Source organism: Streptomyces sp. NPDC028907 (genome assembly GCF_055564995.1).
On the sequence record NZ_JBVHVE010000001.1, the window covers coordinates 449,240 to 473,237 of the forward strand.

The window sequence follows — 23,998 nt, forward strand, 5'->3', positions numbered from 1 at the left end:
GTTCCTAGCGGCGATGCGAGGCGATCGCCTCGTACACCATGCCGACGAGCAGGTCGTCGGCGTCCCGGCGGCCGAACTCGCTTGCGGCGCGGGACATCTCGTACAGCCGGTGCGGGTCGGCGAGCACGGGCAGGACGTTCTGCTGCACCCACTCGGGCGTGAGCTCCGCGTCGTCGACCAGCAGTCCGCCGCCGGCCTTGACCACCGGCTGGGCGTTGAGCCGCTGTTCGCCGTTGCCGATGGGCAGCGGGACATAGGCGGCCGGGAGTCCGACGGCGGAGAGTTCGGCGACGGTCATCGCGCCCGCGCGGCAGAGCATCATGTCGGCCGCGGCGTACGCGAGGTCCATCCGGTCCACGTACGGTACCGGGATGTACGGGGGCATTCCCGGCATCTGGTGCACCTGCGGCAGTTCGTTCTTCGGGCCGACCGCGTGCAGGATCTGGATTCCGGCCTGCTGGAGCCAGGGCGCGACCTGCTGGACGACCTCGTTGAGGCGGCGGGCGCCCTGCGAGCCGCCGGAGACCAGCAGCGTGGGCAGGTTCGGGTCGAGGCCGAACGCGGCGCGGGCCTCGGGGCGGACGGCGGCCCGGTCGAGGGTGGCGATGGTCCGGCGCAGCGGGATGCCGATGTAGCGCGAGTTGCGGAGCTTGCTGTCCGGGGTGGAGACGGCGACCTGGGCGGCGTAGCGCGAACCGATCTTGTTGGCGAGGCCCGGGCGGGCGTTGGCCTCGTGGATGATGATCGGCACGCCTAGGCGCTTGGCGGCGAGGTAGCCGGGCAGGGCGACATAGCCGCCGAAGCCGACGACGGCGTCCGCCTTGGTGCGCTCCAGGATCTGCTCGGTCGCCTTGATCGTGCCGCGCAGTCGGCCCGGGACGGTGATCAGTTCGGGCGTGGGCTTGCGGGGCAGCGGCACGGCGGGGATCAGCGCGAGCTCGTAGCCCCGCTGCGGGACGAGCTTGGTCTCCAGGCCGCGCTCCGTGCCCAGGGCCGTGATCCCCACGGTCGGGTCCTGCCTGCGCAGGGCGTCCGCGAGGGCGAGCGCGGGCTCGATGTGGCCGGCGGTCCCCCCACCGGCGAGTACGACATGCACCGAAATTCACCGCTCTCCGGACGAGCGCGCCGCCGAGGCACGCCGTCGCATCGTGTTCCATCTCCGAGGCGCCCGGCCGGAGCCGGCGCCTCCCGCACGCTTTCTACCAAAGCGGGGTTGCCGCACGGAAAGCGCTGCCCGCGCAGCGGGCTCGTCGCGCGCGAACGCGATCAGCAGCCCGATGGCGAACATGGTCGGCAGCAGGGCGGATCCTCCGTAGGAGAACAGCGGAAGGGGGACGCCGGCGATCGGCAGCAGGCCGAGCACCGCACCGATGTTGATCACAGCTTGCGCGGTGATCCAGGTGGTCACACCTCCCGCGGCATACCTGACGAAGCGGTCCTCCGTGCGTCCGGCCACGCGGATACCCGCATAGCCTAGAGCCGCGAACAGGGCGAGCACCGACAGCGTCCCCGCCAGGCCCAGTTCCTCACCGGTGACGGCGAAGATGAAGTCGGTGTGGGCTTCGGGTAGTTGGCCCCATTTCTCCACGCTCGCACCGAGCCCGGAGCCGAAGATTCCGCCCGAGGCGAGCGCGTAGATGCCGTGCACGGCCTGCCAGCAGTCGACGGCGCCGCTGCGCGGTTCGGTGGCGCCCAGGCACTGGAGGCGGGCCATGCGGTTCTGGCTGGTCTTGATCAGGAGCAGGCCGATCAGGCCGGCGATCGACAGAACCCCCACGAACAGCCGGGTCGGCGCCCCGGCCAGCCACAGCAGGCCGAAGAGGATCGCCGACAGGATGATCGCCGTACCCATGTCGCCGCCGAGCATGATCAGCCCGAGCAGCATGAAGGCGACCGGCACGAGCGGCACCAGCATGTGCTTCCACTGCGTGAGCAGCTTCTTGTCCTCTTTGCGGGCGATCAGGTCCGCGCCCCACAGCACCAGCGCCAGCTTGCCGAACTCGCTGGGCTGGATCTGGAAGGAGCCGCCGAGGGCGATCCAGTTCTGGTTGCCGTTGACCGCGACCCCTATCCCGGGGACCTGCACCAGCGCCATCAGGAAGACGGCGCCCGCGAGGATCGGGTAGGCGAGCGCCCGGTGCAGCTTCACCGGCATCCGCGAGGCGGCGAACAGCAGACCGGCGCCGATCGCCGCGGCCAGCAGCTGCTTGCGGAAGAAGTACGACCCGGGCAGCGACATCTGCAGGGCGGTGATCTGGGAGGCCGAGTAGACCATCACCAGACCGAGCACGGTGATCAGCAGGCTGCCGCCGAGGATCAGGTAGTACGCGGTCAGCGGCCGGTCCCACGCCCGGTTGAGCCGGATGTAGAGCCGCCGTACGGCGTTGTCGTGCGACGACGGCCGGGGAACGACGGGGCGCCGAACGGCGCGCTGGACGGGGGGCCGTCCCGTACGGCTACCGGGCATCGGCGCCCACCGCCTCGCCGTGGGAGTACGTACCGTCCGGCCACATCCGAGTCACGCGTCCCTCCAAGGGTCCCGAAGCACCCGCAGTGGCCGAGACCCGGCGTCAGGCGCCCGCGCCGAGTTCGCGAACCGCCTCCGCGAACACGTCACCGCGCTGGTTGTAGTTGACGAACATGTCCATCGAGGCACAGGCCGGGGCGAGCAGCACCGTGTCACCGGGCCGGGCGAGCCGCTTCGCTTCCTGGACCGCCGCGAGCATCGCCCCAGTGTCGGTCCGGTCGAGGTCGACGACGGGTACTTCCGGCGCGTGTCGCGCGAGGGCTTCACGGATCAGGGCACGATCGGCGCCGATGAGCACGACTCCACGCAGCCGTTCGGCCGACTTGGCGACCAGTTCCTCGAAGACGGCGCCCTTGGCGAGCCCGCCCGCGATCCAGACGATGGACTCGTACGCAGCCAACGAGGCTTCCGCCGCGTGGGTGTTGGTGGCCTTGGAGTCGTCGATGTACGCGACCCCGTCCAGGTCCGCCACATGCGCGATGCGATGGGCGTCCGGGGTGAAGGCGCGCAGGCCGTCCCGTACGGCCCTGGCGGGCACGCCGTAGGCCCGGGCGAGGGCCGCTGCCGCGAGGGCGTTGGCGATGTTGTGCGGGGCCGGCGGGTTGACGTCGGCGACCTCGGCGAGCTCCTGGGCGTTCTTCTGCCGGTTCTCGACGAAGGCGCGGTCGACCAGGATGCCCTCGACGACACCGAGTTGGGACGGGCCCGGGGTGCCGAGGGTGAAGCCGATGGCCCGGCAGCCCTCCTCGACGTCCGCCGCGCGCACCAGGTCCTCGGTGGCCTTGTCGGCGACGTTGTAGACACAGGCGACGCGATTGCCCTCGTAGATACGGCCCTTGTCGCGCGCGTACGCCTCCATGGAGCCGTGCCAGTCGAGGTGGTCCGGGGCGAGGTTCAGCACGACCGCGGAGTGCGCCCGCAGTGAGGGCGCCCAGTGCAGCTGGTAGCTGGACAACTCCACGGCGAGGACGTCGTACTGCTCGTCGCCGAGCACCGCGTCGAGGAGGGAGACGCCGATGTTGCCGACGGCGGCCGTCCGCAGGCCCGCCGCCTTGAGGATGGAGGCGAGCATCTGGACGGTCGTGGTCTTGCCGTTGGTGCCGGTGACGGCGAGCCAGGGCGCGGCGTCCGGGCCGCGCAGCCGCCAGGCCAGCTCGACGTCGCCCCAGACCGGGACGCCCGCCTCACGGGCCGCCGTGAACAGCGGCTTGTCCGGCTTCCAGCCGGGTGCGGTGACGATGAGTTCGGTGCCTTCGGGCAGGGTCGCCCCGTCGCCGAGGCGGACGGTGATACCGAGCGCCTCCAGTTCGGCGGCCTGGGCACGCGCGCGTGCGTCGTCGCCGTCGTTGACGACCGTGACGTTCGCCCCGCGCGCGTGCAGCACCTTGGCCGCCGGGATCCCGGAGACGCCGAGTCCCGCGACGGTGACGTTCTTCCCCTGCCAGTCGGTCACTTGTCCGCTGCCCATCCCGCATAGAAGAGGCCGAGTCCGACAATCACACAGATGCCCTGGATGATCCAGAAGCGGACCACCACAAGGACTTCGGACCAGCCCTTGAGTTCGAAGTGGTGCTGGAGTGGCGCCATACGGAAGACGCGCTTGCCGGTGAGGCGGAAGGAGCCGACCTGGATGACCACCGACATGGTGATCAGCACGAACAGGCCGCCGAGGATGGCTAGCAGCAGTTCGGTGCGCGAGCAGATGGCGAGACCGGCGAGCGCGCCGCCGAGGGCCAGCGAACCGGTGTCACCCATGAAGATCTTGGCCGGCGACGTGTTCCACCACAGGAAGCCGAGGCAGGCGCCCATCAGCGCGGAGGAGACGACGGCGAGGTCGAGTGGATCGCGCACTTCGTAGCAGGCGTTCGGGTTGGGCAGGATCTGCGCGTTGGCACAGGACTCCTGGAACTGCCAGACCCCGATGAACGTGTACGCGCCGAAGACCAGCACGGAGGCGCCGGTGGCGAGGCCGTCCAGGCCGTCCGTCAGGTTCACGCCGTTCGACATGGCGAGGATCATGAACAGCGCCCACACGACGAACAGCACCGGGCCGATGGACCAGCCGAAGTCCTGTACGAAGGAGATCTTGGTGGAGGCCGGGGTGTTGCCCCGGTTGTCCGCGAACTGCAGCGAGAGCACCGCGAAGGCGATACCGCCGAGCAGCTGGCCCGCCATCTTGGCCTTGGCCCGCAGACCGAGCGAGCGACGCTTGACGATCTTGATGTAGTCGTCCAGGAAGCCGACCAGACCCATGCCGGCCATCAGACCGATCACCAGGATGCCGGAGAACGTCGGCGGCTTGCCGGTGATCAGCTTGGACAGGAAGTACGCCGCGATCGTCGCCAGGATGAAGGCGATACCGCCCATGGTCGGCGTACCGCGCTTGGCGTGGTGCTCGCGCGGGCCGTCGTCACGGATGTACTGGCCGTAGCCCTTGCGGGCCAGCAGCTTGATCAGCAGCGGGGTGCCGACCAGGGTCAGGAAGAGGCCAATGACTCCTGAGAACAGGATCTGATTCATCATCGGGCGGCAACCTCACCCTGGGTACCGCCCGAGAGCAGCGCCTCGGCGACGCTCTCCAGACCGACCGAACGGGACGCCTTCACGAGCACGACGTCCCCCGGGCGCAACTCGCTGCGCAACAGGTCGACCGCCGCCTGTGCGTCGGACACGTGCACCGACTCCTCACCCCACGAACCCTCGTTATATGCGCCCAGTTGCAGCCAGGACGCTTCCCTGCCCCCGACCGCGACGAGCTTGCTGACGTTGAGCCGGACGGCGAGCCGTCCGACCGCGTCGTGCTCGGCGAGCGCCTCGTCCCCGAGCTCGGCCATCTTGCCGAGCACCGCCCACGTACGACGCCCCCTGCCCATGGCCGCGAGCGCACGCAGAGCGGCTCGCATGGACTCGGGGTTCGCGTTGTAGGCGTCGTTGACGACCGTCACGCCGTCCGGGCGCTCGGTGACCTCCATCCGCCAGCGGGAGAGGGAGCCCGCCTCGCAGAGCGCGGTGGCGATCTCTTCCGCGGACATGCCCAGCTCATGGGCGACGGCGGCCGCGGCGAGCGCGTTCGACACGTGGTGCTCACCGTACAGGCGCATGGTCACATCGCTGCACCCGGAGGGTGTGTGAAGCACGAAGGAAGGCTGTCCGCTGTCCGTGAGTCGCACGTTCTCGGCGCGTACGTCCGCTTCGCCGGACTCTCCGAAAAGAATCACCTTCGCCTTCGTACGGGACGCCATGGCCCGTACGAGGGGATCGTCGGCGTTGAGGATCGCCGCGCCGTCCTCCGGAAGGCTCTCCACCAACTCGCCCTTGGCCTGCGCGATCTGCTCGCGGCCGCCGAACTCGCCGATGTGGGCGGTGCCGACGTTGAGCACCAGGCCGATCTTCGGCGGCGTCAGATCGGCGAGGTAGCGGATGTGGCCGATGCCGCGGGCGCCCATCTCCAGGACGAGGAACCTGGTCTCCTCGGTGGCGCTGAGCGCGGTCAGGGGCAACCCGATCTCGTTGTTGAGCGAGCCCGGCGTGAACACGGTGGGCGCCTTGCGCTGGAGCACCTGGGCGACCAGGTCCTTGGTGCTGGTCTTGCCCGCCGAGCCGGTCAGGGCGACGAGGGTCGCGCCGAGCCGGCGTACGACATGCCGGGCGAGGGCGCCGAGGGCCGTCTGGACGTCGGCCACGACGATCGCGGGAACGCCGACGGGACGCGACGCCAGTACGGCGACCGCGCCCGCTTCGACGACCTTGCCGGCGAAGTCGTGGCCGTCCACGCGCTCGCCGACGAAGGCGGCGAAGAGGGTGCCGGGCTCCACTTCCCGGGAGTCCCGGACGACCGGTCCGGTGACCTGGACGGACGGATCCGGTATGTCGTGCGTCTGCCCGCCGACGACTTCTGCGATCTCGGCGAGGGAGAGGGCGATCACAAGTTCATCCCTGGGTCTTCTGGATAGCTTCGCGCAGGACCTGGCGGTCGTCGAAGGGACGGACCACTCCGGCGATGTCCTGGCCCTGCTCATGGCCCTTGCCGGCGACCAGCACGGTGTCGCCGGGCTGTGCGCGGGCGACGGCCGCGGCGATGGCGGCGGCCCGGTCCTCGAAGACCTGGACCTCGCCACGCTCGTGTGCCGGTACGGACGCCGCGCCCTGGAGCATGGTTGCGAGGATCGCGAGGGGGTCCTCGGAGCGGGGGTTGTCGGAGGTCAGTACGGCGGTGTCGGCCAGCCGGGCCGCGGCCGCGCCCATCGGCTCGCGCTTGGTCACGTCCCGGTCGCCGCCGCAGCCGAGGACGACGTGCAGGCTGCCCTCGGTGACCTTGCGGAGCGCCTTGAGCACCGATTCGACGGCGTCGGTCTTGTGGGCGTAGTCCACGACCGCGAGATACGGCTGCCCGGCGTCAACCCGCTCAAGGCGGCCCGGCACGCCCGGCACCGCGGCGATGCCGTCGGCGGCGGTCTGGACGTCGAGGCCGGCGGCGGCCAGGGCGGTGATGGCGGCGAGGGTGTTCGCCACGTTGAAGGGCCCGGCGATCGGCGACCTGGCGGCGATCCGCTCGCCCTTCGGGCCGATCACGGTGAACGTCGAGTCCATGGGGCCGATGGTCACGTCATCGGCGCGCCAGTCGGCGTCGGGGTGGCCCTCGGCGGAGTAGGTGACGACCGGGACGCCGGCCTCCTTGACCAGCCTGCGGCCGTACTCGTCGTCGAGGTTGACCACGCCGAGCCTGCTGCGTTTCGGGGTGAACAGCTGCGCCTTGGCCCGGAAGTAGTCCTCCATGTCGGAGTGGAACTCCATGTGTTCCGGGCTGAGGTTGGTGAACACGGCGATGTCGAAGACACAGCCGTCGACCCGGCCGAGGACCAGCGCGTGGCTGGAGACCTCCATGGCGACCGCCTCCACGCCGCGTTCGCGCATGACGGCGAACAGGGCCTGCAGGTCGGTGGCTTCGGGCGTGGTCCGCTCGGACTTGATGCGCTCGTCGCCGATGCGCATCTCGACCGTGCCGATGAGCCCGGTCGACCGGGCGGTCTTGAGGGCGCCCTCGACGAGATACGCCGTGGTGGTCTTGCCCGAGGTGCCGGTGATGCCGATCTGGAGGAGATCGCGTCCGGGGTGGCCGTAGATCGTGGCCGCCAGTTCACCCATCTGCCCGCGGGGATCCTCGACCACCAGGACCGGCAGGCCGGTCACGGCGGCGCGCTCGGCGCCGCTCGGGTCGGTCAGCACGGCGACCGCGCCCAGGCCCGCGGCCTGCGTGACGAAGTCGGCGCCGTGCAGGCGGGCGCCCGGGAGAGCGGCGTACAGATCGCCGGGGCGGACGGCGCGCGAGTCATGGGTGATGCCCGTGACCGCTACGGCGGCGTCCGCGCGGTCCGGCGCGGCGGCACCCAGCTGATCGGCGAGTTCCGCGAGGGGTGTGGCGGAGACCTGCACCGGCCTGGGCGGCCCGGGATACGTCACGGGATGCCCCTTCTGGGTGGTTTGGGACTGATCAGCGTGTGGCACGGCGGTGAGCGTACCGGGCGCACCCGCCTGGGAGCTAAATAGGGGCCCGCGCACAGCGCGGTCCGGCAGGGGTGGTGGTGGGTGACGGGTGGGAGAGGTGCGAGGCGTGCTCTGGTTCCCGGGATCGGGAGTGATCGTTGTCACGAGGTGTTTCCTGGCTGCTCGGTGCTGATCAGGGTGGTCAGTTGAACTCGACCGGGAGTTTGGCGGCCTTGGCCCCGGTCGGCGGGACCTGGAGGGTCTTCAGGGCGAACTCCATCACCTTCTTGTAGACGGGTCCGCAGATCTGGCCGCCGAAGTAGCTTCCCTGGGTGGCGTTCTGAATGGCGCAGTAGACCGTGACACGGGGCTTGTCCGCGGGCGCGAATCCGGCGAACGACGACGTGTAGCCGCGGTACTTGCCGGTGGCCGGATCCACTCGGTTCGCCGTACCCGTCTTGCCCGCGACCCGGTAGCCGGGGATGCGCGCCTTGGTGCCGGTGCCCTCCCGGTCGTCCACGACCGACTCCAGCATCTGGGCGAGGGTCTTCGCCGTCTTGGCGCTGACGACCCGGGTCTTCTCGGGCTTGGGGGCCTCGGTGAACTTCCCGTCGGGCCCCTCGGTGCCGCGTACGAGCGTGGGTTCGACGCGGACGCCGCCGTTGGCGATCGTCGAGTAGATCGAGGCCGCCTGCAGCGCGTTGAGGGAGAAGCCCTGGCCGAAAGGGATCGTGTACTGCTGCGACGTCGACCACTTGTCCGGCGCCGCCAGGATGCCCGGGGTCTCGCCGGGGAAGCCGAGCCCGGTGTAGCTGCCGATACCGAACTTGCGCAGGTAGCTGTAGAGGACCTTGTTGACCTCTCGCTGGGTCTTGCCGAGCTGGCCGGTGGCCAGGATGGTGCCGATGTTGCTGGACTTGGCGAGCACGCCGTTGAGCGTGAGGAACCAGGTCTCGTGGTCGATGTCGTCCCGGAACAGCCGGTCGCCGCGGTGCAGCCGGTTGGGCACGATGACATGCGTGCCGGGGGTGGCCACGCCCTCCTCCAGTACGGCGGCCATCGACATGACCTTGGCGGTGGAGCCGGGCTCGTAGGCGTCCCGAAGGGCCGCGTTGCCCATGTTCGCGCTGTTGGCCGCGGACAGGTCGTTCGGGTCGAAGCCGGGCGAGTTGGCCAGGGCGAGGATCTCGCCGGTGCGGGTGTCCTGGACGATCACATAGCCGCGGTCCGCCTTGGACTCCTGGACCTGCTCGCTGATCGCGTTCTGGGCGGCCCACTGGATGTCGCGGTCGATGGTGAGCTCGACGTCGCTGCCGGGCACGGCGGGCGTCTCGGTGGAGCCCACGGTGGGGACCTGGCGGCCGCCGGACTGGGCGTAGCGGATCTCGCCGTCCTTGCCGGACAGCTGCTTGTTCAGCTGCTGCTCGATACCGCCGCCGCCCTTGCCGTCGGCGTTGACCCAGCCCAGTATCCCGGCGGCGAGGTCGCCGTTCGGGTACACGCGCTTGCTGCTGGCGACCGACAGGACGCCCGCGAGGACGTTGACCGTGCTCTTGTCGCTCTCGGCCTTGGTGGCCAGCGCGCTCTTCAGGTCCTTGATCTGCTTCCAGACCTGCGGGGTCTGGCGGCTGGCCAGCAGGGTGTAACGCAGGTTCTTGTTCGCGGGCCGGAGCTTGTGGACGATCTTCTCCGGCTCCTGGCCGAGGATCGGCGCGAGGAGGGCGGCCGCCTGCTCGGGGCCGTCGTCGATCTTCAGCTGCTCACGGGAGAACAGGGTGGGGTCGGCGGTGATGTCGTACGCGTCCACGCTGGTCGCGAGCGCCACGCCGTTGCGGTCGGTGATGCCGCCGCGCTCGGCGGCCAGGGTGTAGCCCACGTAGCGGTTCTTCTCGGCCTTGGCGGCATAGGTGCTCGCCTCGACGCCCTGCACCTGGAGCAGTCGTACGACGAAGACGGCCAGGACGAGGGTCAGGGCCAGGCCGACCATGCGCAGCCGGGGGCGGGGGCTGCCGAGCCGGATCCTGCCGGTGGGCATCGGGCGGGGCCTGCTCGGCCGGCGGGCCGGGCGGGCGCCGGGGCCCGGGCGTCGCTGGGCGCCGGCGGAGCGGGCGGGCTTCGCGGGGCCGGGCACGCGGCGGCGGGGCGGTTCCCTGTCGGACACTTCCGTCACCTGCCGGGGGTCGGGTATGCGGTGGACTGCTGGACGGAGGGCGCGTACTGGGGCACGGCGTAGGTGGCCGCGGGCTGCGGCTCGGTGGGGGTGGCCGGGGAGGTGGGCACGGTGGGCGTCGCCTCGGGGCCCGGCGTGGTGGGCGTCGCCTCGGTCACCGGCGGCGGTCCTGGCTCGGTGACCAGGGCCTCGGGGGCGAGGGCGAGCGGGTTGTACGCGGCGCCCTGGCCTCCGGGCGCGGGGCTGGGGGCGCCCCTGACCGAGCCGTCGGGGTTGAGGAAGGCGGGGTCGCCGCCGGGGACCATGCCGAGTTCGAGGGCGCGGCGCTGGAGGGCGTCGGGGGCGGAGTAGGCGTCGATGTCCCGCTGGAGGGACTGTTCCTCGTCGGTGAGGGACTTCGTCTCCTTCTGGAGGTCGTCGAGCCTGAACGCGCCTTCACTGAGGGCGGAGTTCAGCACGAGGAGCCCGATGAGGCCACCGCCGAGGAGGAGGACGACGAGGAGGACGAAGGGGGCACGGGCGGCCTGCCGGGCCCCGGAGGGGAAGAGCCGCGCGAGCCGGGCGGCCCGACCCCTCAGTTCGGGTTTCCTACTCACTTGCCCTCCCCCGGGTCCGGTTTTCCAACTCATGGGTTTGGATACTGGACCCGGACACCCGCCCCTGCCTCCCGGCTGTCATTCGATGGACTCCCTGATGCGTTCGGCGCCCCGCAGACGCGCAGGTGCGGCGCGGCGGTTCTCGGCGACCTCTTCCTCGGTGGGAAGTTCGGCACCGCGCGTCAGCAGCTTGAGTCGGGGCTGGTACTGCTCGGGGACGACGGGCAGCCCGGGCGGCGCGGTGTTGGCGGCGCCGGCCGCGAACACCTGCTTGACCAGCCGGTCCTCCAGCGAGTGGTACGACAGCACCGCGATCCGCCCGCCGACGGCGAGGGCCTCCACCGCGGCCGGGATCGCCCGCTCCAGGACGGAGAGCTCGCCGTTGACCTCGATGCGCAGCGCCTGGAAGGTGCGCTTGGCCGGGTTGCCGCCGGTGCGCTTGGCGGCCTGCGGCAGCGCGTCCCGGATGAGCTCCACGAGCCGGGCGCTGTTGGTGAACGGCTCCTTGTCGCGCTCGCGCACGATGGCGGCCACGATCCGCTTGGCCTGCTTCTCCTCGCCGTACGCCCGCAGGATCCGGACGAGTTCGCCGGGCGGGTAGGTGTTGAGGACCTCGGCGGCGCTGACGCCGGTCGTCTGGTCCATGCGCATGTCGAGGGGGGCGTCCTGGGCGTAGGCGAAGCCGCGGTCGGCCTCGTCGAGCTGCATGGAGGAGACGCCGAGGTCGAACAGGACGCCCTGCACGCGCGCGATGCCGAGCCTGTCCAGGACGTCGGGGAGCTCGTCGTAGACGGCGTGCACGAGGGTCGCGCGTTCGCCGAACGGGGCTAGTCGCTCGCCGGACAGGCGCAGGGCCTCCTTGTCCCGGTCGAGGGCGACGAGCCGGGCCTCTGGGAACCGCTGGAGCAGGGCCTCGCTGTGGCCGCCGAGCCCGAGGGTGCAGTCGACGACCACCGCTCCGGGCCGCTGAAGGGCGGGGGCCAACAGGTCCAGGCACCGCTGGAGCATCACCGGGACATGTCGACTCTGGCTCAAGGGGCCCTCTCAGATCCGGCGGGGCCGTACACACCGCCGGGTCCCCGCCCGCCCCGACAGACTGGGGAACCCCAGTGAATGGGGAGGCCTGCCGGCGCCGGAAGCGTCAGCCGACCGGGAGCGGGAGGAGGCCGAGCCGTGCGTACGCGCCGCGCACGCGGGGAGATCTCCGGAAAATCACCGGGGTCTCCGGGGAATTCAGTCCAGCAGGGAGTCTCGCCTCCCGCTTCGCGTCACTTTAGTCCACGGTGTCTCGCGGTCAATCAACCGGCCTGCGCGTCGCCGCTTCGGGTTCCGGCCCAGCCGCCCCATGCGTGAAATCGCTCGTATGGGCGCCCTCACGCCACCCCAGTGGGTTAGCTCACAACAAGACTCAATGGCGTTCTTTGTCCCCTCTCACAGCAGGACCATTTCGGACGTGACCAGTAACGTCATGGGTATGACGACTTCTGCATCGGTTCCCGCTGGCCCCGAGAGTGCGATAGTCCGCGGCACGGTCACCGACCGCCTGGTCGAGGCCAACGAGCGCTACGCCTCCGCGTTCACCGACCCGGGCATGGACGCCCGCCCTGTGCTCCACGTCGCCGTCGTCGCCTGCATGGACGCCCGGCTCGACCTGCACGCCGCGCTCGGCCTGGAACTCGGCGACTGTCACACCATCCGCAACGCGGGCGGCGTGGTCACCGACGACGTGATCCGCTCGCTCACCATCAGCCAGCGCAAGCTCGGCACCCGCAGCGTGGTGCTGATCCATCACACCGGCTGCGGCCTGGAGTCCCTCACCGAGGACTTCCGCACCGAGCTGGAGCTGGAGGTCGGCCAGCGGCCCGCCTGGGCGGTGGAGTCCTTCCGGGACGTCGACCAGGACGTGCGGCAGTCGATGCAGCGCGTGCGCACCTCGCCGTTCCTGGAGCACACCGACGACGTCCGCGGCTTCGTCTTCGACGTGAAGACGGGTCTGCTGCGCGAGATCGACCCCGCGTAACCCTCCGCCCCAGCTGTCGTTTCGCTGTCAATTCCGGCTTCGCGGGGCACAAAAGGCCCTAAGCCCTGACATATCGCGGACAGTTGTCCACAGTCGAGTGACACGAATCGGTAACGGCAGCAAGAATGCGAGTGTGGCAGCACGCGGAACATTCCCCGCGTGGTGTCCGAGTTCCAGGGGTGGGCCGGTCCGCATCGCGTCGGCCCGGAAAGAACGGGCCGAGGAGGGCCGGGTGACGACCTATGACGATCGAGCGAGCCTCACTGATCTGACCGCCACTGTGGAGCGTGTCCGCAGTTCGGTGGAGGGTGTGATCGAGGGCAAGCCCGAGGTCGTACGGCTTTCGCTGACCGTACTGCTCGCCGAGGGGCATCTTCTGATCGAGGATGTCCCCGGCGTGGGCAAGACGATGCTGGCCAAGGCGCTGGCGCGGTCCATCGACTGTTCCGTCCGGCGTATCCAGTTCACGCCGGACCTGCTGCCGTCCGACATCACCGGTGTCTCCATCTGGGACCAGCAGCGCAAGGACTTCGAGTTCAAGCCCGGCGCGATCTTCGCCCAGATCGTGATCGGCGACGAGATCAACCGCGCCTCGCCGAAGACGCAGTCCGCGCTGCTGGAGTCCATGGAGGAGCGCCAGGTCACGATCGACGGCCAGACCTACGAGCTGCCGAGCCCCTTCATGGTGGTGGCCACGCAGAACCCGGTCGAGATGGAGGGCACCTACCCGCTGCCCGAGGCCCAGCGCGACCGTTTCATGGCCCGTGTCTCCGTCGGCTACCCCAGCGTGGAGGCCGAACTGCAGATGCTGGACGTGCACGGCGGGGTCTCGCCGCTGGAGGACCTCCAGCCGGTGGCGCACGCGCACGACATCGTGAAGCTGATCGACGCCGTCCGCGGCGTCCATGTCGCCGAGCCCGTGCGCCGGTACGCGGTGGAGCTGGTCGCCGCCACGCGCACCCACCCGGACCTCAGACTCGGCGCCTCCCCGCGCGCGACGCTGCATCTGCTGCGCGCGGCGAAGGCGTCGGCGGCCCTGAGCGGCCGGGAGTACGCGCTGCCGGACGACGTGCAGGCCCTCGCCGTGGCCGTCCTGGCCCACCGCCTGCTGCCCACCGCGCAGGCCCAGCTGAACCGCCGTACCTCCGAGCAGGTCGTCCAGGAGATCCTCCAGCGCACCCCGGTGCCCGCCGCGCCTCAGCAGCAGAGCGGCTTCGGCGGCCTGGGGCGCGGGACTCCGGTGTACGGCCAGCAGCCGCCGCGGAGGCTCGGATGACCTCCGGTGGGACCGGGCAGGTGGAGGCGGACCGCGGCGAGAAGAGCGGGATCCGCACCGCACTGGCCGGTCTGACCACGCGTGGCCGTTCCTTCCTGGCCGCCGGGGTCGCGGCCGCCGTCTGTGCCTACGTCCTCGGCCAGAGCGACCTGCTGCGCGTCGGCCTGCTGCTGGCGGTGCTCCCGCTGGTGTGCGCCACGGTGCTGTACCGCACCCGGTACCGGGTCGCCGGCAGCCGAAGGCTCGCCCCCGCGCGCGTACCCGCCGGCAGCGAGGCCCGCGTGCATCTGCGGATGGACAACGTCTCCCGGCTGCCCACCGGCCTGCTGATGCTCCAGGACCGGGTGCCGTACGTCCTCGGGCCGCGCCCGCGCTTCGTCCTGGACCGGGTGGAGGCGGGCGGCCGCCGCGAGGTGTCCTACCGGGTCCGCTCCGACCTGCGCGGCCGCTATCCCCTGGGCCCGTTGCAGCTGCGCCTGAGCGACCCGTTCGGCATGTGCGAGCTGACCCGCTCCTTCTCGACGTACGACACCCTGACGGTCATCCCGCGCGTGGAGCCGCTCCCGCCGGTGCGCTTCAGCGGCGAGGCGAAGGGGTACGGCGACGGGCGGCAGCGCTCGCTGGCGCTGGCGGGCGAGGACGACGTGATCCCGCGCGGGTACCGCTACGGCGACGACCTGCGCCGCGTGCACTGGCGCTCCACCGCGCGCTACGGCGAACTGATGGTGCGCCGCGAGGAGCAGCCGCAGCGCTCCCGCTGCACGGTGCTGCTGGACACGCGGGGCCTGGCCTTCCAGGGCGCGGGCCCGGACTCGGCCTTCGAGTGGGCCGTGTCGGGCGCGGCGTCCGTGCTGGTCCACATGCTGGAGCGGGGCTTCTCCGTCCGCCTGTTGACCGACACCGGCAGCTCGGTGCCCGGTGAGGGCGCCGACGGGTTCGCGGGCGCGAGCCAGGAGTCCGCGGACGCGGCCGGGCTGATGATGGACACCCTCGCGGTGATCGACCACTCGGACGGTACGGGTCTGTCGCGGGCGTACGACGTGCTGCGCGGCGGCAACGAGGGGCTGCTGGTCGCCTTCTTCGGCGACCTCGACGAGGAGCAGGCGGCGGTGGCCGCCAAGATGCGTCAGCGCAGCGGCGGCGCGGTGGCCTTCGTGCTGGACAGCGCGGCGTGGGTGCGGGAACCGACCGATGTGTCCGGCGCGTTGGACAGGAGCGGGGAACGGCTGAGGATGCTGCGGGAGGCGGGCTGGACGGCCCTGAGCGTGCCGCGGGCCGCCTCGCTGGACGAGCTGTGGCGTCAGGCTGACCGAGCGCGTACGGACGCGGTCGCGGCCGGTGGCGCGCGGGGCGAGGGGGGACGGTCATGAGCGGGCGGACGCGGATGGCGCTGTGCGCCGCGGCGGCCACACTGATGGCCTCCTGCGCTCTGCTGCCGCTGGTCTCCCCGGTCACCTGGCTGATCCAGGCGGTCTTCCTGCTGGCGATCCAGACAGGCGTGGGCATGGCGGCCCGGCGCGTACCGCTGGCCCGTCCCCTGACGGTGGCGGTGCAGGCCCTCGTCGCCCTGATGCTGCTGACCCTGGTCTTCGCCGACAAGCAGGCGATCATCGGGGTGATCCCCGGCCCGGAGGCCTTCCGTCACTTCGGCGACCTGTTGCAGGCGGGCGGGGACGACGTCAGCCGGTACTCGATCCCGGCCCCGCTGTCGGAGGGCATCCGGCTGATGCTCATCGGCGGTGTCCTGGTCATCGGCCTGGCGGTGGACACCCTCGCGGTGACGTTCCGCAGCGCCGCACCGGCCGGGCTGCCGCTGCTGGCGCTGTACTCGGTGGCCGCGGGGCTGGCCGACGGTGCCGGGGACTGGCTGTGGTTCCTGGTGGCCGCCGCGGGCTACCTCATGCTGCTCCTGGCCGAGGGGCGCGACCGGCTCTCGCAGTGGGGCCGGGTCTTCGGCGGGGCCCCACGGGGAGCCGGCGGTGAGCCGACCGGCGCGGTGGCCCCGGTCCGCACGGGACGGCGCATCGGCGCGGTCGCGCTGGGCCTCGCCCTGGTGGTGCCGGTCGGGCTGCCCGCGATGAACGGCGGCCTGCTGGACGCCGCGGGCGCCGGGGTGGGCTCCGGCAGCGGGAGCGGCGGCACGATCTCCGCGGTGAACCCGCTGGTGTCGCTGCGCGACAGTCTGAACGTGGAGGAGGACCGCGAGGTCCTGACCCTCAGGACCGACACGGCCGACCTGGCGGACCTGTATCTGCGGATCGTGTCCCTGGACGACTTCGACGGCACCACCTGGCAGCCGTCCAAGCGCAACATCCAGGCGGTGCCCGACGAGTTCCCGACGCCCTTCGGCCTCGGCCCGGACGTCCGGCGCACCCAGGTCGAGACGACCATCTCGGCCGCGGACTGGTACGCCCAGAACTGGCTGCCGATGCCGTACCCCCCGAGCGGCGTGGACATCACGGGCAACTGGCGGTACGAACCGCTGGGCATGACGGTCGTCGGCGACCGTCGGCAGACCACGCGTGGGGCGACGTACACCGTGCGCAGCCTCGACGTACAGCCGACGGCGGAACAACTGGCCGACGCGCCGGAGCCGCCTTCCGCCCTGAAGCGCGAGTTCACGAAGCTCCCCGACTCGCTGCCGGCGGTGGTCGCCCGGACCGCGCGTGAGGTCACCGAAGGGGCGACCAGCCACTACGAGCAGGCCGTCAAGCTTCAGGACTACTTCGCGATCACGGGCGGCTTCCAGTACGACACCAACGTCAAGGTCGGCAGCGGCCGGCAGGCCATAGCGCGCTTCCTGAAGGACAAGCAGGGCTTCTGCGTCCACTTCTCCTTCGCGATGGCGGCGATGGCCCGCTCGCTGGGCATACCGGCCCGGGTCGCGGTGGGCTTCGCGCCCGGTACCGCGCAGAGCGCCAGCTCGGTCTCGGTGGGGCTGAGGGACGCTCACGCGTGGCCGGAGCTGTACTTCGAGGGCGTGGGCTGGACCCGCTTCGAGCCGACGCCGACCCGTGGCTCGGTACCGGCGTACACCCAGTCGGACACGCCCGGCTCCACGCTGCCGGACGTGGCGCGGCCCACGCAGTCGGCCAGCACGGGTCCCTCCGCCTCGCCCTCCGCGAGCGAGAGCTGCGCGGGGCGGAACCCGGAGCTGTGCGCGAGCCAGTCCCCGGCGGCCGCGCCGGCCACGGATGACGACGGGCCGAAGTGGTACGTCGTCCTGGCCTGGGCGCTCGGTGGAGCCGCGGCGCTGCTGATCCCGCTGGCGCCCATGCTGTGGCGGCAGCGGACGAGAGCGAAACGGCTGGGAGCGCATGGCCGCACGCAGGCCGACGTGTCGCTGCACGTCTTGGCGGTATGGCAGGAACTGACGGACACGGCCTGGGACTTCGGTATCGCCCCGGACGACTCCCAGACCCCCCGTAAGACCGCCGCCCGTATCGTGCGGCTGGGCCACCTCGAACCGGCGACCGCGGCCTCGGTGCACCGAGTGGCCGACGCGGTGGAACAGGTCCTGTACGCGCCCAGTCCCCGCCCGGTGGCCGGCCTCGCGGAGGATGTCCGCGGCGTCGTCACCCAGCTCGGCTCCAGGGCCGACCGGACGACGAGGCTGCGCGCTCTGCTGGCCCCACGCTCCGGCGTGCGGGTGGTCTGGGCGCTGTCGGACTGGTGGATCACTGTCAAGCAGCGAGCCGCCGCGGCCCGACCGGCGCTGCGCAGGCCGTCCACCCCGGGTCAGCGGGGGTGACTGTGGGCTGAGGGGGCGTGGACGGGGCTCGGCCCCGCCCGCCCCCGTAGCCCGGCACTGCTCAGGCCAGTCCTGCGTCAGCCCACGAACAGGTCAGCAGGCATACGTCCAGGCATGCGTCAGGGGGTGGCCACCCACCGGTGGTCACCCCCTGCGTCTGTATGGGAGCTGCTCGTCGAGCTAATGGCCGCCCTGTTCGTCGCGGCGGCGCTGCCAGCGCTCTTCGATGCGATCCATCATGGACCGCTTCTGGCGTGGCTGGCGGCGGGCCTGCTGACCACCGGCGGGCTGTTCGCCCGGCTTGGGGGCCTTGCGCCAGCCGGTCACGGCGAGTACCGCACAGCCCAGCATGACGAGGAAGCCCACCACGCTGAGCCAGACCTGCTTGGCGACCATTCCAGCCATGAGGAGCGCGATACCTACGAGGAAGCCCGCGACCGCCTGGTAGACCCGTCGCCGGGTGTACGTACGCAGCCCGCTTCCCTCAAGCGCTGTCGCGAACTTGGGATCTTCGGCGTACAGCGCTCGCTCCATCTGCTCGAGCATTCGCTGCTCGTGCTCCGAGAGCGGCACGGAGTCCTCCTCATCGTGCAGTCGCCGGGGCGACCCGGGGGGTCCCTTCAGGATAGGCAGGGAATCGCCCCCGTGAAACCCGCCCCTCTACGCCAATTGGCCAACCGGGCTCCGGCATGGACGTCCCGGCTCGCTGAGATCTGCATTCCCCAGCGGCCGACTCGTCATGCCGGAACGGTCTCCCTCGATCATACGGCGCCCAGCGTCCGATCGGGGGGCCTGTGGCGTACTCCATGTGCAGCCAAGTCCCTGATCAACGGCGCGCGCCCGGGTCCGCCCACGGAAGGCGCGGCGGGCGGCTCAGGCCGCGGTGGTCTCCCCCGTCTCGCCGAGCACGTGCAGCTGGGTGGCCACCGAGTGGAAGGCGGGCAGTTCGGCGGCCGCCTCCTCCAGCTTCAGCAGCGCCTCCAGGGCGCCGGGCTCGGTGTCCACCAGGACCCCGGGGACGAGGTCGGCGAAGACGCGGACGCCGTGCACGGCGCCGACGGTGAGGCCGGCACCCTCGACCAGTCCGGTGAGCTGCTCGGCGGTGAAACGGCGCGGCACCGGGTCGCCCTGGCCCCAGCGGCCGTCCGGGTCCTGAAGGGCCTGCTTGGCCTCCTTGAAGTGACCGGCGAGGGCCCGTGCCAGGACCGCTCCGCCCAGTCCGGCGGCGAGCAGGCTGAGTACGCCCTCGGCGCGCAGGGCGGCCACGGCGTTGCGGACGCCCTCGGCGGGGTCGTCGACGTACTCCAGGACGCCGTGGCACAGCACGACGTCGTACCCGCCTCGCTCGACCACGTCGAAGAGGCCGTGGGCGTCGCCCTGGACGCCCTTCACCCGGTCGGCGACCTCGGCCTCGGCGGCGCGGCGCTCCAGGGCGAAGAGCGCGTTCGGGCTGGGGTCGACCACGGTGACGCGGTGGCCGAGGCGGGCGAGAGGCACCGCGAAGTTGCCGCTGCCGCCTCCGGTGTCGAGGACGTCGAGCGCCTGGCGACCCGTGGCCTTCACACGGCGGTCCAGGGCGTCCTGGAGGACCTCCCAGACCACGGCGGTACGGAGGGCGGCGCGGGGCCGCATAGGGTCCGACACGGCAGTTGACTCCTCGGCGCGGCACCGCCACTTGCACGGCGGAGCGAACGGGCTGCCTCCCCCCGGCCCGGGTCACGGGGTGGGAAGGCTTCAGGCGCCCTCCACCCTATTGCCTGCGGCAGCGCGACCGGCCATCGCGGTGCCGCGTGACGTCGCCCGTCCCCTCCGACGGACGGAGCCCGGATCCGGGCCGATCCGCCGTCAGCCCGCGTCCGGCATGTCGTCGCGCGCGTGACGCGAGCCGCCGCCCTCCGCCCCGTCCGCGTCCGGTCGCGGCTGCGGCAGGACCGGCTGGAGAACCAGCATCCGCTCCACGAGACGCAGGAACATCGCCACGTCGCGTATCAGGTCGTCGGCGTCCCGGCGGCTGACCGCGCCCTGGATGCCCGCCTCGGCCCGGGCGCGGCGCCGGGCCCCGGAGGCGAACAGCGCGCTCCACTCGGCGAGTTCGGGCGCGATCTCGGGGAGCACTTCCCACGCGCTCCTGATCCGGGCGCGACGCCTGGGCGTGGGTTCGGGGCGCCCCCGCGCGGCGAGTACGGCGGCGGCCGTGCGCAGGGCGGAGAGGTGGGCCGTGGCGTAGCGCTCGTTCGGTGTTTCCAGAACGGCGGCCTCGTCCAGTCCGGCACGGGCCTGGGCGAGCAGGTCGAGGGCGGCGGGCGGGGCCGTGGCCCGGCGGAGCACGGGGTGCACGTCGCTCGCCGGGCCGGTCAGTGAGGGGGCAGGGCCGGTGGCGCCGCGCCGACGGGCGGCTGCTGCGTGATAGCTGGCCATGACGAACCTCCTGTCGTCTGTGTGACGGCATGCCCGCTACGGGATGCCGTATGTGCCCATCGTGGGGTATGGCACTGACAATCCGTTCTGACCTGGGGTTTTGCGTCGATCGAGCGTTCGGGCTAGTTTTTGCACTGACCAGTCAGTTCAAAATGAGGGGGCAGGGATGGGGGGAACCGTGGCCGCAGCCGGCGTCACGGCCCACGGCCTCGGCCTCGAAGGTCCTCGCGGATGGGCGTTCCGCGGGGTCTCCTTCGAGGCGGAGGCCGGTTCGCTGATCACGATCGAGGGGCCGTCCGGTACGGGCCGTACCTGTCTGCTGCTCGCGCTCACGGGCCGGATGAAGCCGACCGAGGGCTCCGCCGCCGTCGGCGACGCGGGGCTGCCCAGGCGCATGGCGGCGGTGCGGCGGGTCAGCGCCCTGGCCCATGTTCCGGGTGTGACCGACCTGGACCCGGCCCTGACCGTCGCCGAGCACCTCCACGAACGGGCGCTGCTGCAGCGGCGGTTCGGCGACTCGGTGCGCGGGCTGCTGCGCCGGCGGGGCGAGCGCGGGGACGAGGAGCGGCGGCGGATCGACGCGGCGCTGACCGCTGCGGGCCTGGACCTGGAGTCCCTGCCCAAGGGCTCCCGTACGGCCGTACGGGATCTGGAGCGGCTGGAGGCGCTGCGGCTGTCGATCGCGCTGGCCCTGATCTCGGACCCGCGCGTGCTCGGCGTCGACGACACCGACCTCAAGCTGTCGGACGCCGAACGAGCCGAGGCCTGGGCGCTGTTGAGGTCGATCGCCGAGGCCGGCACGACGGTGGTCGCGGTGTGCAGCGAGGCCCCCGACGGCACCGTCAAGGTGTCCACCGCCCCTGAGGCCGCCGCTTCCGCGACCGCTGCCCCGAAGACCGCTGCCCCGGAATCCGACGGAAAGGAGGCCGCCGATGCGCTCGCCGAGGCTGGCCGCGCTTGAGCTGAGGCGCTTCGGCCGGGGGAAGCTGCCGCGCGCCGCCCTGGTCGCACTGCTGGTGCTGCCCCTGCTGTACGGCGCCCTGTACCTGTGGTCGTTCTGGGACCCGTACGGCCGTCTCGACCGCATTCCCGTGGCCCTCGTGAACGACGACAAGGGGGCGAAGGCCGGCGACAAGAAGCTCGCCGCCGGCGATGACATCACCAAGGGACTGCGCGAGAGCGACGTCTTCGACTGGCGGGAGGTGAGTGCCGCCGAGGCCGAGAAGGGCGTCGAGGACGGCACCTACTACCTGTCGTTGACCATGCCGGCCGACTTCAGCGAGCGGATCGCGTCCAGCGCGGGCGACTCGCCGGAGACGGGTGCTCTCCAGGTGCGTACGAACGACGCGAACAACTACATCGTCGGGCAGATCTCGCGGACGGTCTTCAGTGAGGTGCGCGAGGCCGCGTCCACCAAGGCGTCGCGGTCGTTCCTGGACCGGATCTTCGTCTCGTTCTCCGACATCCACGGCGCGACGGTCAAGGCCGCGTCCGGCGCCGACAAGCTCGAAGGCGGCATCGGGAAGGCGGAGAAGGGCTCCAAGGACCTCGCCGACGGGCTGAAGGAGGCCAAGAAGGGCAGCGGCAAGCTGTCCACGGGCCTGAAGAAGCTCAACAAGGGCGCGGGCGACCTGGAGAGCGGCTCCCGGAAGGTGGCCGAGGGGACGCAGACACTGGCCGACCGGGTCAACGGAGTCGACAAGAAGATCGGCCCGTTCTTCCAGGACAACGAGAAGACCATCGGGGACACCGCCAAGCTGGTCGCCGACACCTCCGGAGCGATCCGCAACAACCTCGACGACCTGGTGGAGCACGCCCCGGGCGCCGCCAAGGGCGCCCATGCGGCCTCCGACGTGCTGAACGGCGTCTACGAGGCGCGTTGCGAGAAGGCGGTCCTGCCCGACCCGGCCTGCGCCGACCTGAAGAAGGCCAAGAGCTCGGCCGCGGACGTGGCGACGATCGCCGACGACCTCAACACCCTGATCGCCGACCACGACAGCGATCTGAAGAAGCTCGACAAGAACCTCGCCACCCTCCAGAAGCAGTCCCGGGCGCTCGCCGAACGCGCGCCGCGGCTCTCCGAGGACCTCGACGACGCCGTCACCCGGATCAACAAGCTGAACCAGGGCGCCGCCAAGGTCGCCGCGGGCGCCGAGAAGCTGCACTCCGGCCTCGGCGGGGCCAAGTCCGGCGCGGTGGACCTGGACACCGGCGTGGGCGAACTCAAGACCGGCGCGGTCGACCTCAACGGCGGCATCTACAAGCTCGTCGACGGCTCCGGGAAGCTCTCCGACGGACTGCACGACGGCGCCGAGCAGATCCCCGACTACGACAAGAAGGCCCGCGACCAGCGCACCGAAGTCATGGCCGACCCGGTCCAGCTCGTCTCCCGGGACATGCACAAGGCGGCCAACTACGGCACCGGGTTCGCGCCTTACTTCATCCCGCTGTCCCTGTGGGTGGGCGCGATGGTGGCGTACATGCTGATCGCGCCGATGAACCGCCGCGCGCTCGCCGCGGGCGCCTCCGCCTGGCGGATCGCGCTGGCCGGCTGGCTGCCCGTGGTGGCGATCGGGGTGCTCCAGACCGTGGCGCTGATGTCGGTGCTGCACTGGGCGATCGGTCTTCAGATGGCGCGGGCGGCCGGGACGGTGGGCTTCCTGTTCCTGGTGACGGCCTGCTTCTCCGCGATCGTGCAGTGGCTGAACGCGCGCTTCGGCGCGGCGGGCCGGATCCTCGTCCTGGCCCTGCTGATGCTCCAGTTGACGTCCGCGGGCGGCACGTACCCCGTACAGACCAGCCCGGGCTTCTTCAACGCGCTCCACCCCTTCCTGCCGATGAGCTACGTGGTGGAGGCGCTCAGGAGGCTCATCACGGGCGGCGGACTGGGACCGGTGTGGCACGCGTGCGTGGTGCTCGTCGCCTTCACCGCGGGCGCCGTCGCGCTGACCGCGCTGTCGGCCCGGCGCCGGCAGGTGTGGACGCTCGACCGGCTGCACCCGGAGCTGACCCTGTGAGCGCGCGCGGGACAATCAGGGCCATGGAAAGCAGCAACGCCGCGTCGGGCGGCAGCACGCGCCGTGAGGCCACCCGGCAGAAGCTCTACGAGGCGGCCGTCACGCTCATCGCCGAACAGGGCTTCTCCGCCACCACCGTCGACGAGATCGCCGAGCGGGCCGGGGTGGCGAAGGGCACGGTCTACTACAACTTCGCCAGCAAGTCGGTCCTCTTCGAGGAGCTGCTGCGCCACGGAGTGGGACTCCTGACCGCCTCCCTCCGGGAGGCGGCCGAGAAGACCGCCCGGGACGGCGGCACCAAGGTGGACGCCCTGGACGCGATGGTCCGCGCGGGGCTGGTCTTCATCGACCGCTACCCGTCCTTCACCCAGCTCTACGTCGCCGAGCTGTGGCGGACGAACCGGACCTGGCAGTCCACGCTGATGGTGGTCCGGCAGCAGGCCGTGGCAGTCGTCGAGGGGGTGCTGCGCGACGGCGTGGAGAACGGCGAGTTCAGCGAGGAGATCGATGTCGCGCTGACCGCCTCCGCGCTGGTCGGCATGGTCCTGGTGGCCGCGCTCGACTGGAAGTCGTTCCAGCCGGAGCGCTCCTTGGACGATGTGCACGCGGCGCTGTCCCGGCTGTTGCAGGGCCGGGTGAGCGGGCGCCGCTGAAGCCGCCGTGCCGTGTGGGCGGCAGGTCGGCAGACGAAAGCGCCGGTCCGAAAGTGGCCGCGTCCCCCGCGGGCCACTCTCGAACC

The 23,998-nt window shown here is 71.4% G+C and carries 19 protein-coding genes; 7 read left to right on the top strand and 12 right to left on the bottom strand.

Features of this window, described 5'->3' with window-relative positions; genetic code table 11:
* Nucleotides 1-4: 4 nt before the first annotated feature.
* The 9 genes from murG to rsmH form a co-directional block, all read right to left on the bottom strand.
* Nucleotides 5-1,096: an undecaprenyldiphospho-muramoylpentapeptide beta-N-acetylglucosaminyltransferase gene (gene murG / locus ACZ4UU_RS02055; protein WP_468035982.1), complete on the bottom strand. Its 1,092-nt coding sequence runs from the start codon at nt 1,094-1,096 to the stop codon at nt 5-7.
* 6 nt (nt 1,097-1,102) lie between these two features.
* A complete protein-coding gene (ftsW, locus tag ACZ4UU_RS02060; protein WP_468035983.1) occupies nt 1,103-2,467 on the bottom strand; it encodes a putative lipid II flippase FtsW in 1,365 nt (454 codons plus the stop codon).
* A gap of 103 nt (nt 2,468-2,570) precedes the next feature.
* Nucleotides 2,571-3,995: a UDP-N-acetylmuramoyl-L-alanine--D-glutamate ligase gene (murD, locus tag ACZ4UU_RS02065; RefSeq protein ID WP_468035984.1), complete on the bottom strand. Its 1,425-nt coding sequence runs from the start codon at nt 3,993-3,995 to the stop codon at nt 2,571-2,573.
* On the bottom strand, nt 3,977-5,050 hold the full coding sequence (mraY, locus tag ACZ4UU_RS02070; RefSeq protein WP_468035985.1) for a phospho-N-acetylmuramoyl-pentapeptide-transferase: 1,074 nt from the start codon (nt 5,048-5,050) through the stop codon (nt 3,977-3,979). The genes murD and mraY overlap by 19 nt, the downstream gene beginning before the upstream one ends.
* The gene (locus ACZ4UU_RS02075; RefSeq protein WP_468035986.1) at nt 5,047-6,453 is read right to left on the bottom strand and encodes a UDP-N-acetylmuramoyl-tripeptide--D-alanyl-D-alanine ligase; all 1,407 of its coding nucleotides are present in this window, start codon (nt 6,451-6,453) and stop codon (nt 5,047-5,049) included. Before ACZ4UU_RS02075 ends, mraY begins: the two co-directional genes overlap by 4 nt.
* Nucleotides 6,454-6,457: 4 nt before the next feature.
* On the bottom strand, nt 6,458-7,987 hold the full coding sequence (locus tag ACZ4UU_RS02080) for a UDP-N-acetylmuramoyl-L-alanyl-D-glutamate--2,6-diaminopimelate ligase (RefSeq protein ID WP_468035987.1): 1,530 nt from the start codon (nt 7,985-7,987) through the stop codon (nt 6,458-6,460).
* Between the two features lie 226 nt (nt 7,988-8,213).
* Nucleotides 8,214-10,172, bottom strand: coding sequence for a peptidoglycan D,D-transpeptidase FtsI family protein (locus tag ACZ4UU_RS02085; RefSeq protein ID WP_468035988.1), 1,959 nt, complete (start codon nt 10,170-10,172; stop codon nt 8,214-8,216).
* Between the two features lie 5 nt (nt 10,173-10,177).
* A complete protein-coding gene (ftsL, locus tag ACZ4UU_RS02090; RefSeq protein ID WP_468035989.1) occupies nt 10,178-10,777 on the bottom strand; it encodes a cell division protein FtsL in 600 nt (199 codons plus the stop codon).
* Between the two features lie 78 nt (nt 10,778-10,855).
* On the bottom strand, nt 10,856-11,812 hold the full coding sequence (gene rsmH, locus ACZ4UU_RS02095; RefSeq protein WP_468035990.1) for a 16S rRNA (cytosine(1402)-N(4))-methyltransferase RsmH: 957 nt from the start codon (nt 11,810-11,812) through the stop codon (nt 10,856-10,858).
* Between the two features lie 376 nt (nt 11,813-12,188).
* Here rsmH and ACZ4UU_RS02100 point away from each other — a divergent pair, with 376 nt between their 5' ends.
* From ACZ4UU_RS02100 to ACZ4UU_RS02115, 4 genes are all read left to right on the top strand, one after another.
* Nucleotides 12,189-12,797 (top strand): beta-class carbonic anhydrase, encoded by a 609-nt coding sequence (locus ACZ4UU_RS02100; RefSeq protein ID WP_468035991.1) that lies wholly within the window; start codon nt 12,189-12,191, stop codon nt 12,795-12,797.
* A 232-nt stretch (nt 12,798-13,029) separates the two neighbouring features.
* On the top strand, nt 13,030-14,073 hold the full coding sequence (locus ACZ4UU_RS02105; protein ID WP_468035992.1) for an AAA family ATPase: 1,044 nt from the start codon (nt 13,030-13,032) through the stop codon (nt 14,071-14,073).
* Entirely contained in the window at nt 14,070-15,443 is a 1,374-nt protein-coding gene (locus ACZ4UU_RS02110; protein WP_468035993.1) for a DUF58 domain-containing protein, read from the top strand. Before ACZ4UU_RS02105 ends, ACZ4UU_RS02110 begins: the two co-directional genes overlap by 4 nt.
* A complete protein-coding gene (locus ACZ4UU_RS02115; protein ID WP_468035994.1) occupies nt 15,440-17,824 on the top strand; it encodes a transglutaminase TgpA family protein in 2,385 nt (794 codons plus the stop codon). The genes ACZ4UU_RS02110 and ACZ4UU_RS02115 overlap by 4 nt, the downstream gene beginning before the upstream one ends.
* A gap of 180 nt (nt 17,825-18,004) precedes the next feature.
* Here ACZ4UU_RS02115 and ACZ4UU_RS02120 read toward each other — a convergent pair whose 3' ends face one another.
* The 3 genes from ACZ4UU_RS02120 to ACZ4UU_RS02130 form a co-directional block, all read right to left on the bottom strand.
* Nucleotides 18,005-18,397: a DUF3040 domain-containing protein gene (locus ACZ4UU_RS02120; protein ID WP_062718999.1), complete on the bottom strand. Its 393-nt coding sequence runs from the start codon at nt 18,395-18,397 to the stop codon at nt 18,005-18,007.
* A 300-nt stretch (nt 18,398-18,697) separates the two neighbouring features.
* Nucleotides 18,698-19,468 (bottom strand): methyltransferase, encoded by a 771-nt coding sequence (locus tag ACZ4UU_RS02125; protein WP_468035995.1) that lies wholly within the window; start codon nt 19,466-19,468, stop codon nt 18,698-18,700.
* A gap of 201 nt (nt 19,469-19,669) precedes the next feature.
* Entirely contained in the window at nt 19,670-20,242 is a 573-nt protein-coding gene (locus tag ACZ4UU_RS02130; protein ID WP_468035996.1) for an SAV_6107 family HEPN domain-containing protein, read from the bottom strand.
* 166 nt (nt 20,243-20,408) lie between these two features.
* Here ACZ4UU_RS02130 and ACZ4UU_RS02135 point away from each other — a divergent pair, with 166 nt between their 5' ends.
* Genes ACZ4UU_RS02135 through ACZ4UU_RS02145 form a run of 3 tightly spaced genes read left to right on the top strand, consistent with a single transcriptional unit; the run spans nt 20,409 to nt 23,912 of the window.
* Nucleotides 20,409-21,203, top strand: a complete 795-nt coding sequence (locus ACZ4UU_RS02135) for an ATP-binding cassette domain-containing protein (RefSeq protein WP_468035997.1) — start codon at nt 20,409-20,411, stop codon at nt 21,201-21,203.
* Nucleotides 21,175-23,259 (top strand): YhgE/Pip family protein, encoded by a 2,085-nt coding sequence (locus tag ACZ4UU_RS02140; protein ID WP_468035998.1) that lies wholly within the window; start codon nt 21,175-21,177, stop codon nt 23,257-23,259. The genes ACZ4UU_RS02135 and ACZ4UU_RS02140 overlap by 29 nt, the downstream gene beginning before the upstream one ends.
* Nucleotides 23,260-23,282: 23 nt before the next feature.
* The gene (locus ACZ4UU_RS02145; RefSeq protein WP_468035999.1) at nt 23,283-23,912 is read left to right on the top strand and encodes a TetR/AcrR family transcriptional regulator; all 630 of its coding nucleotides are present in this window, start codon (nt 23,283-23,285) and stop codon (nt 23,910-23,912) included.
* Nucleotides 23,913-23,998 lie beyond the last annotated feature (86 nt).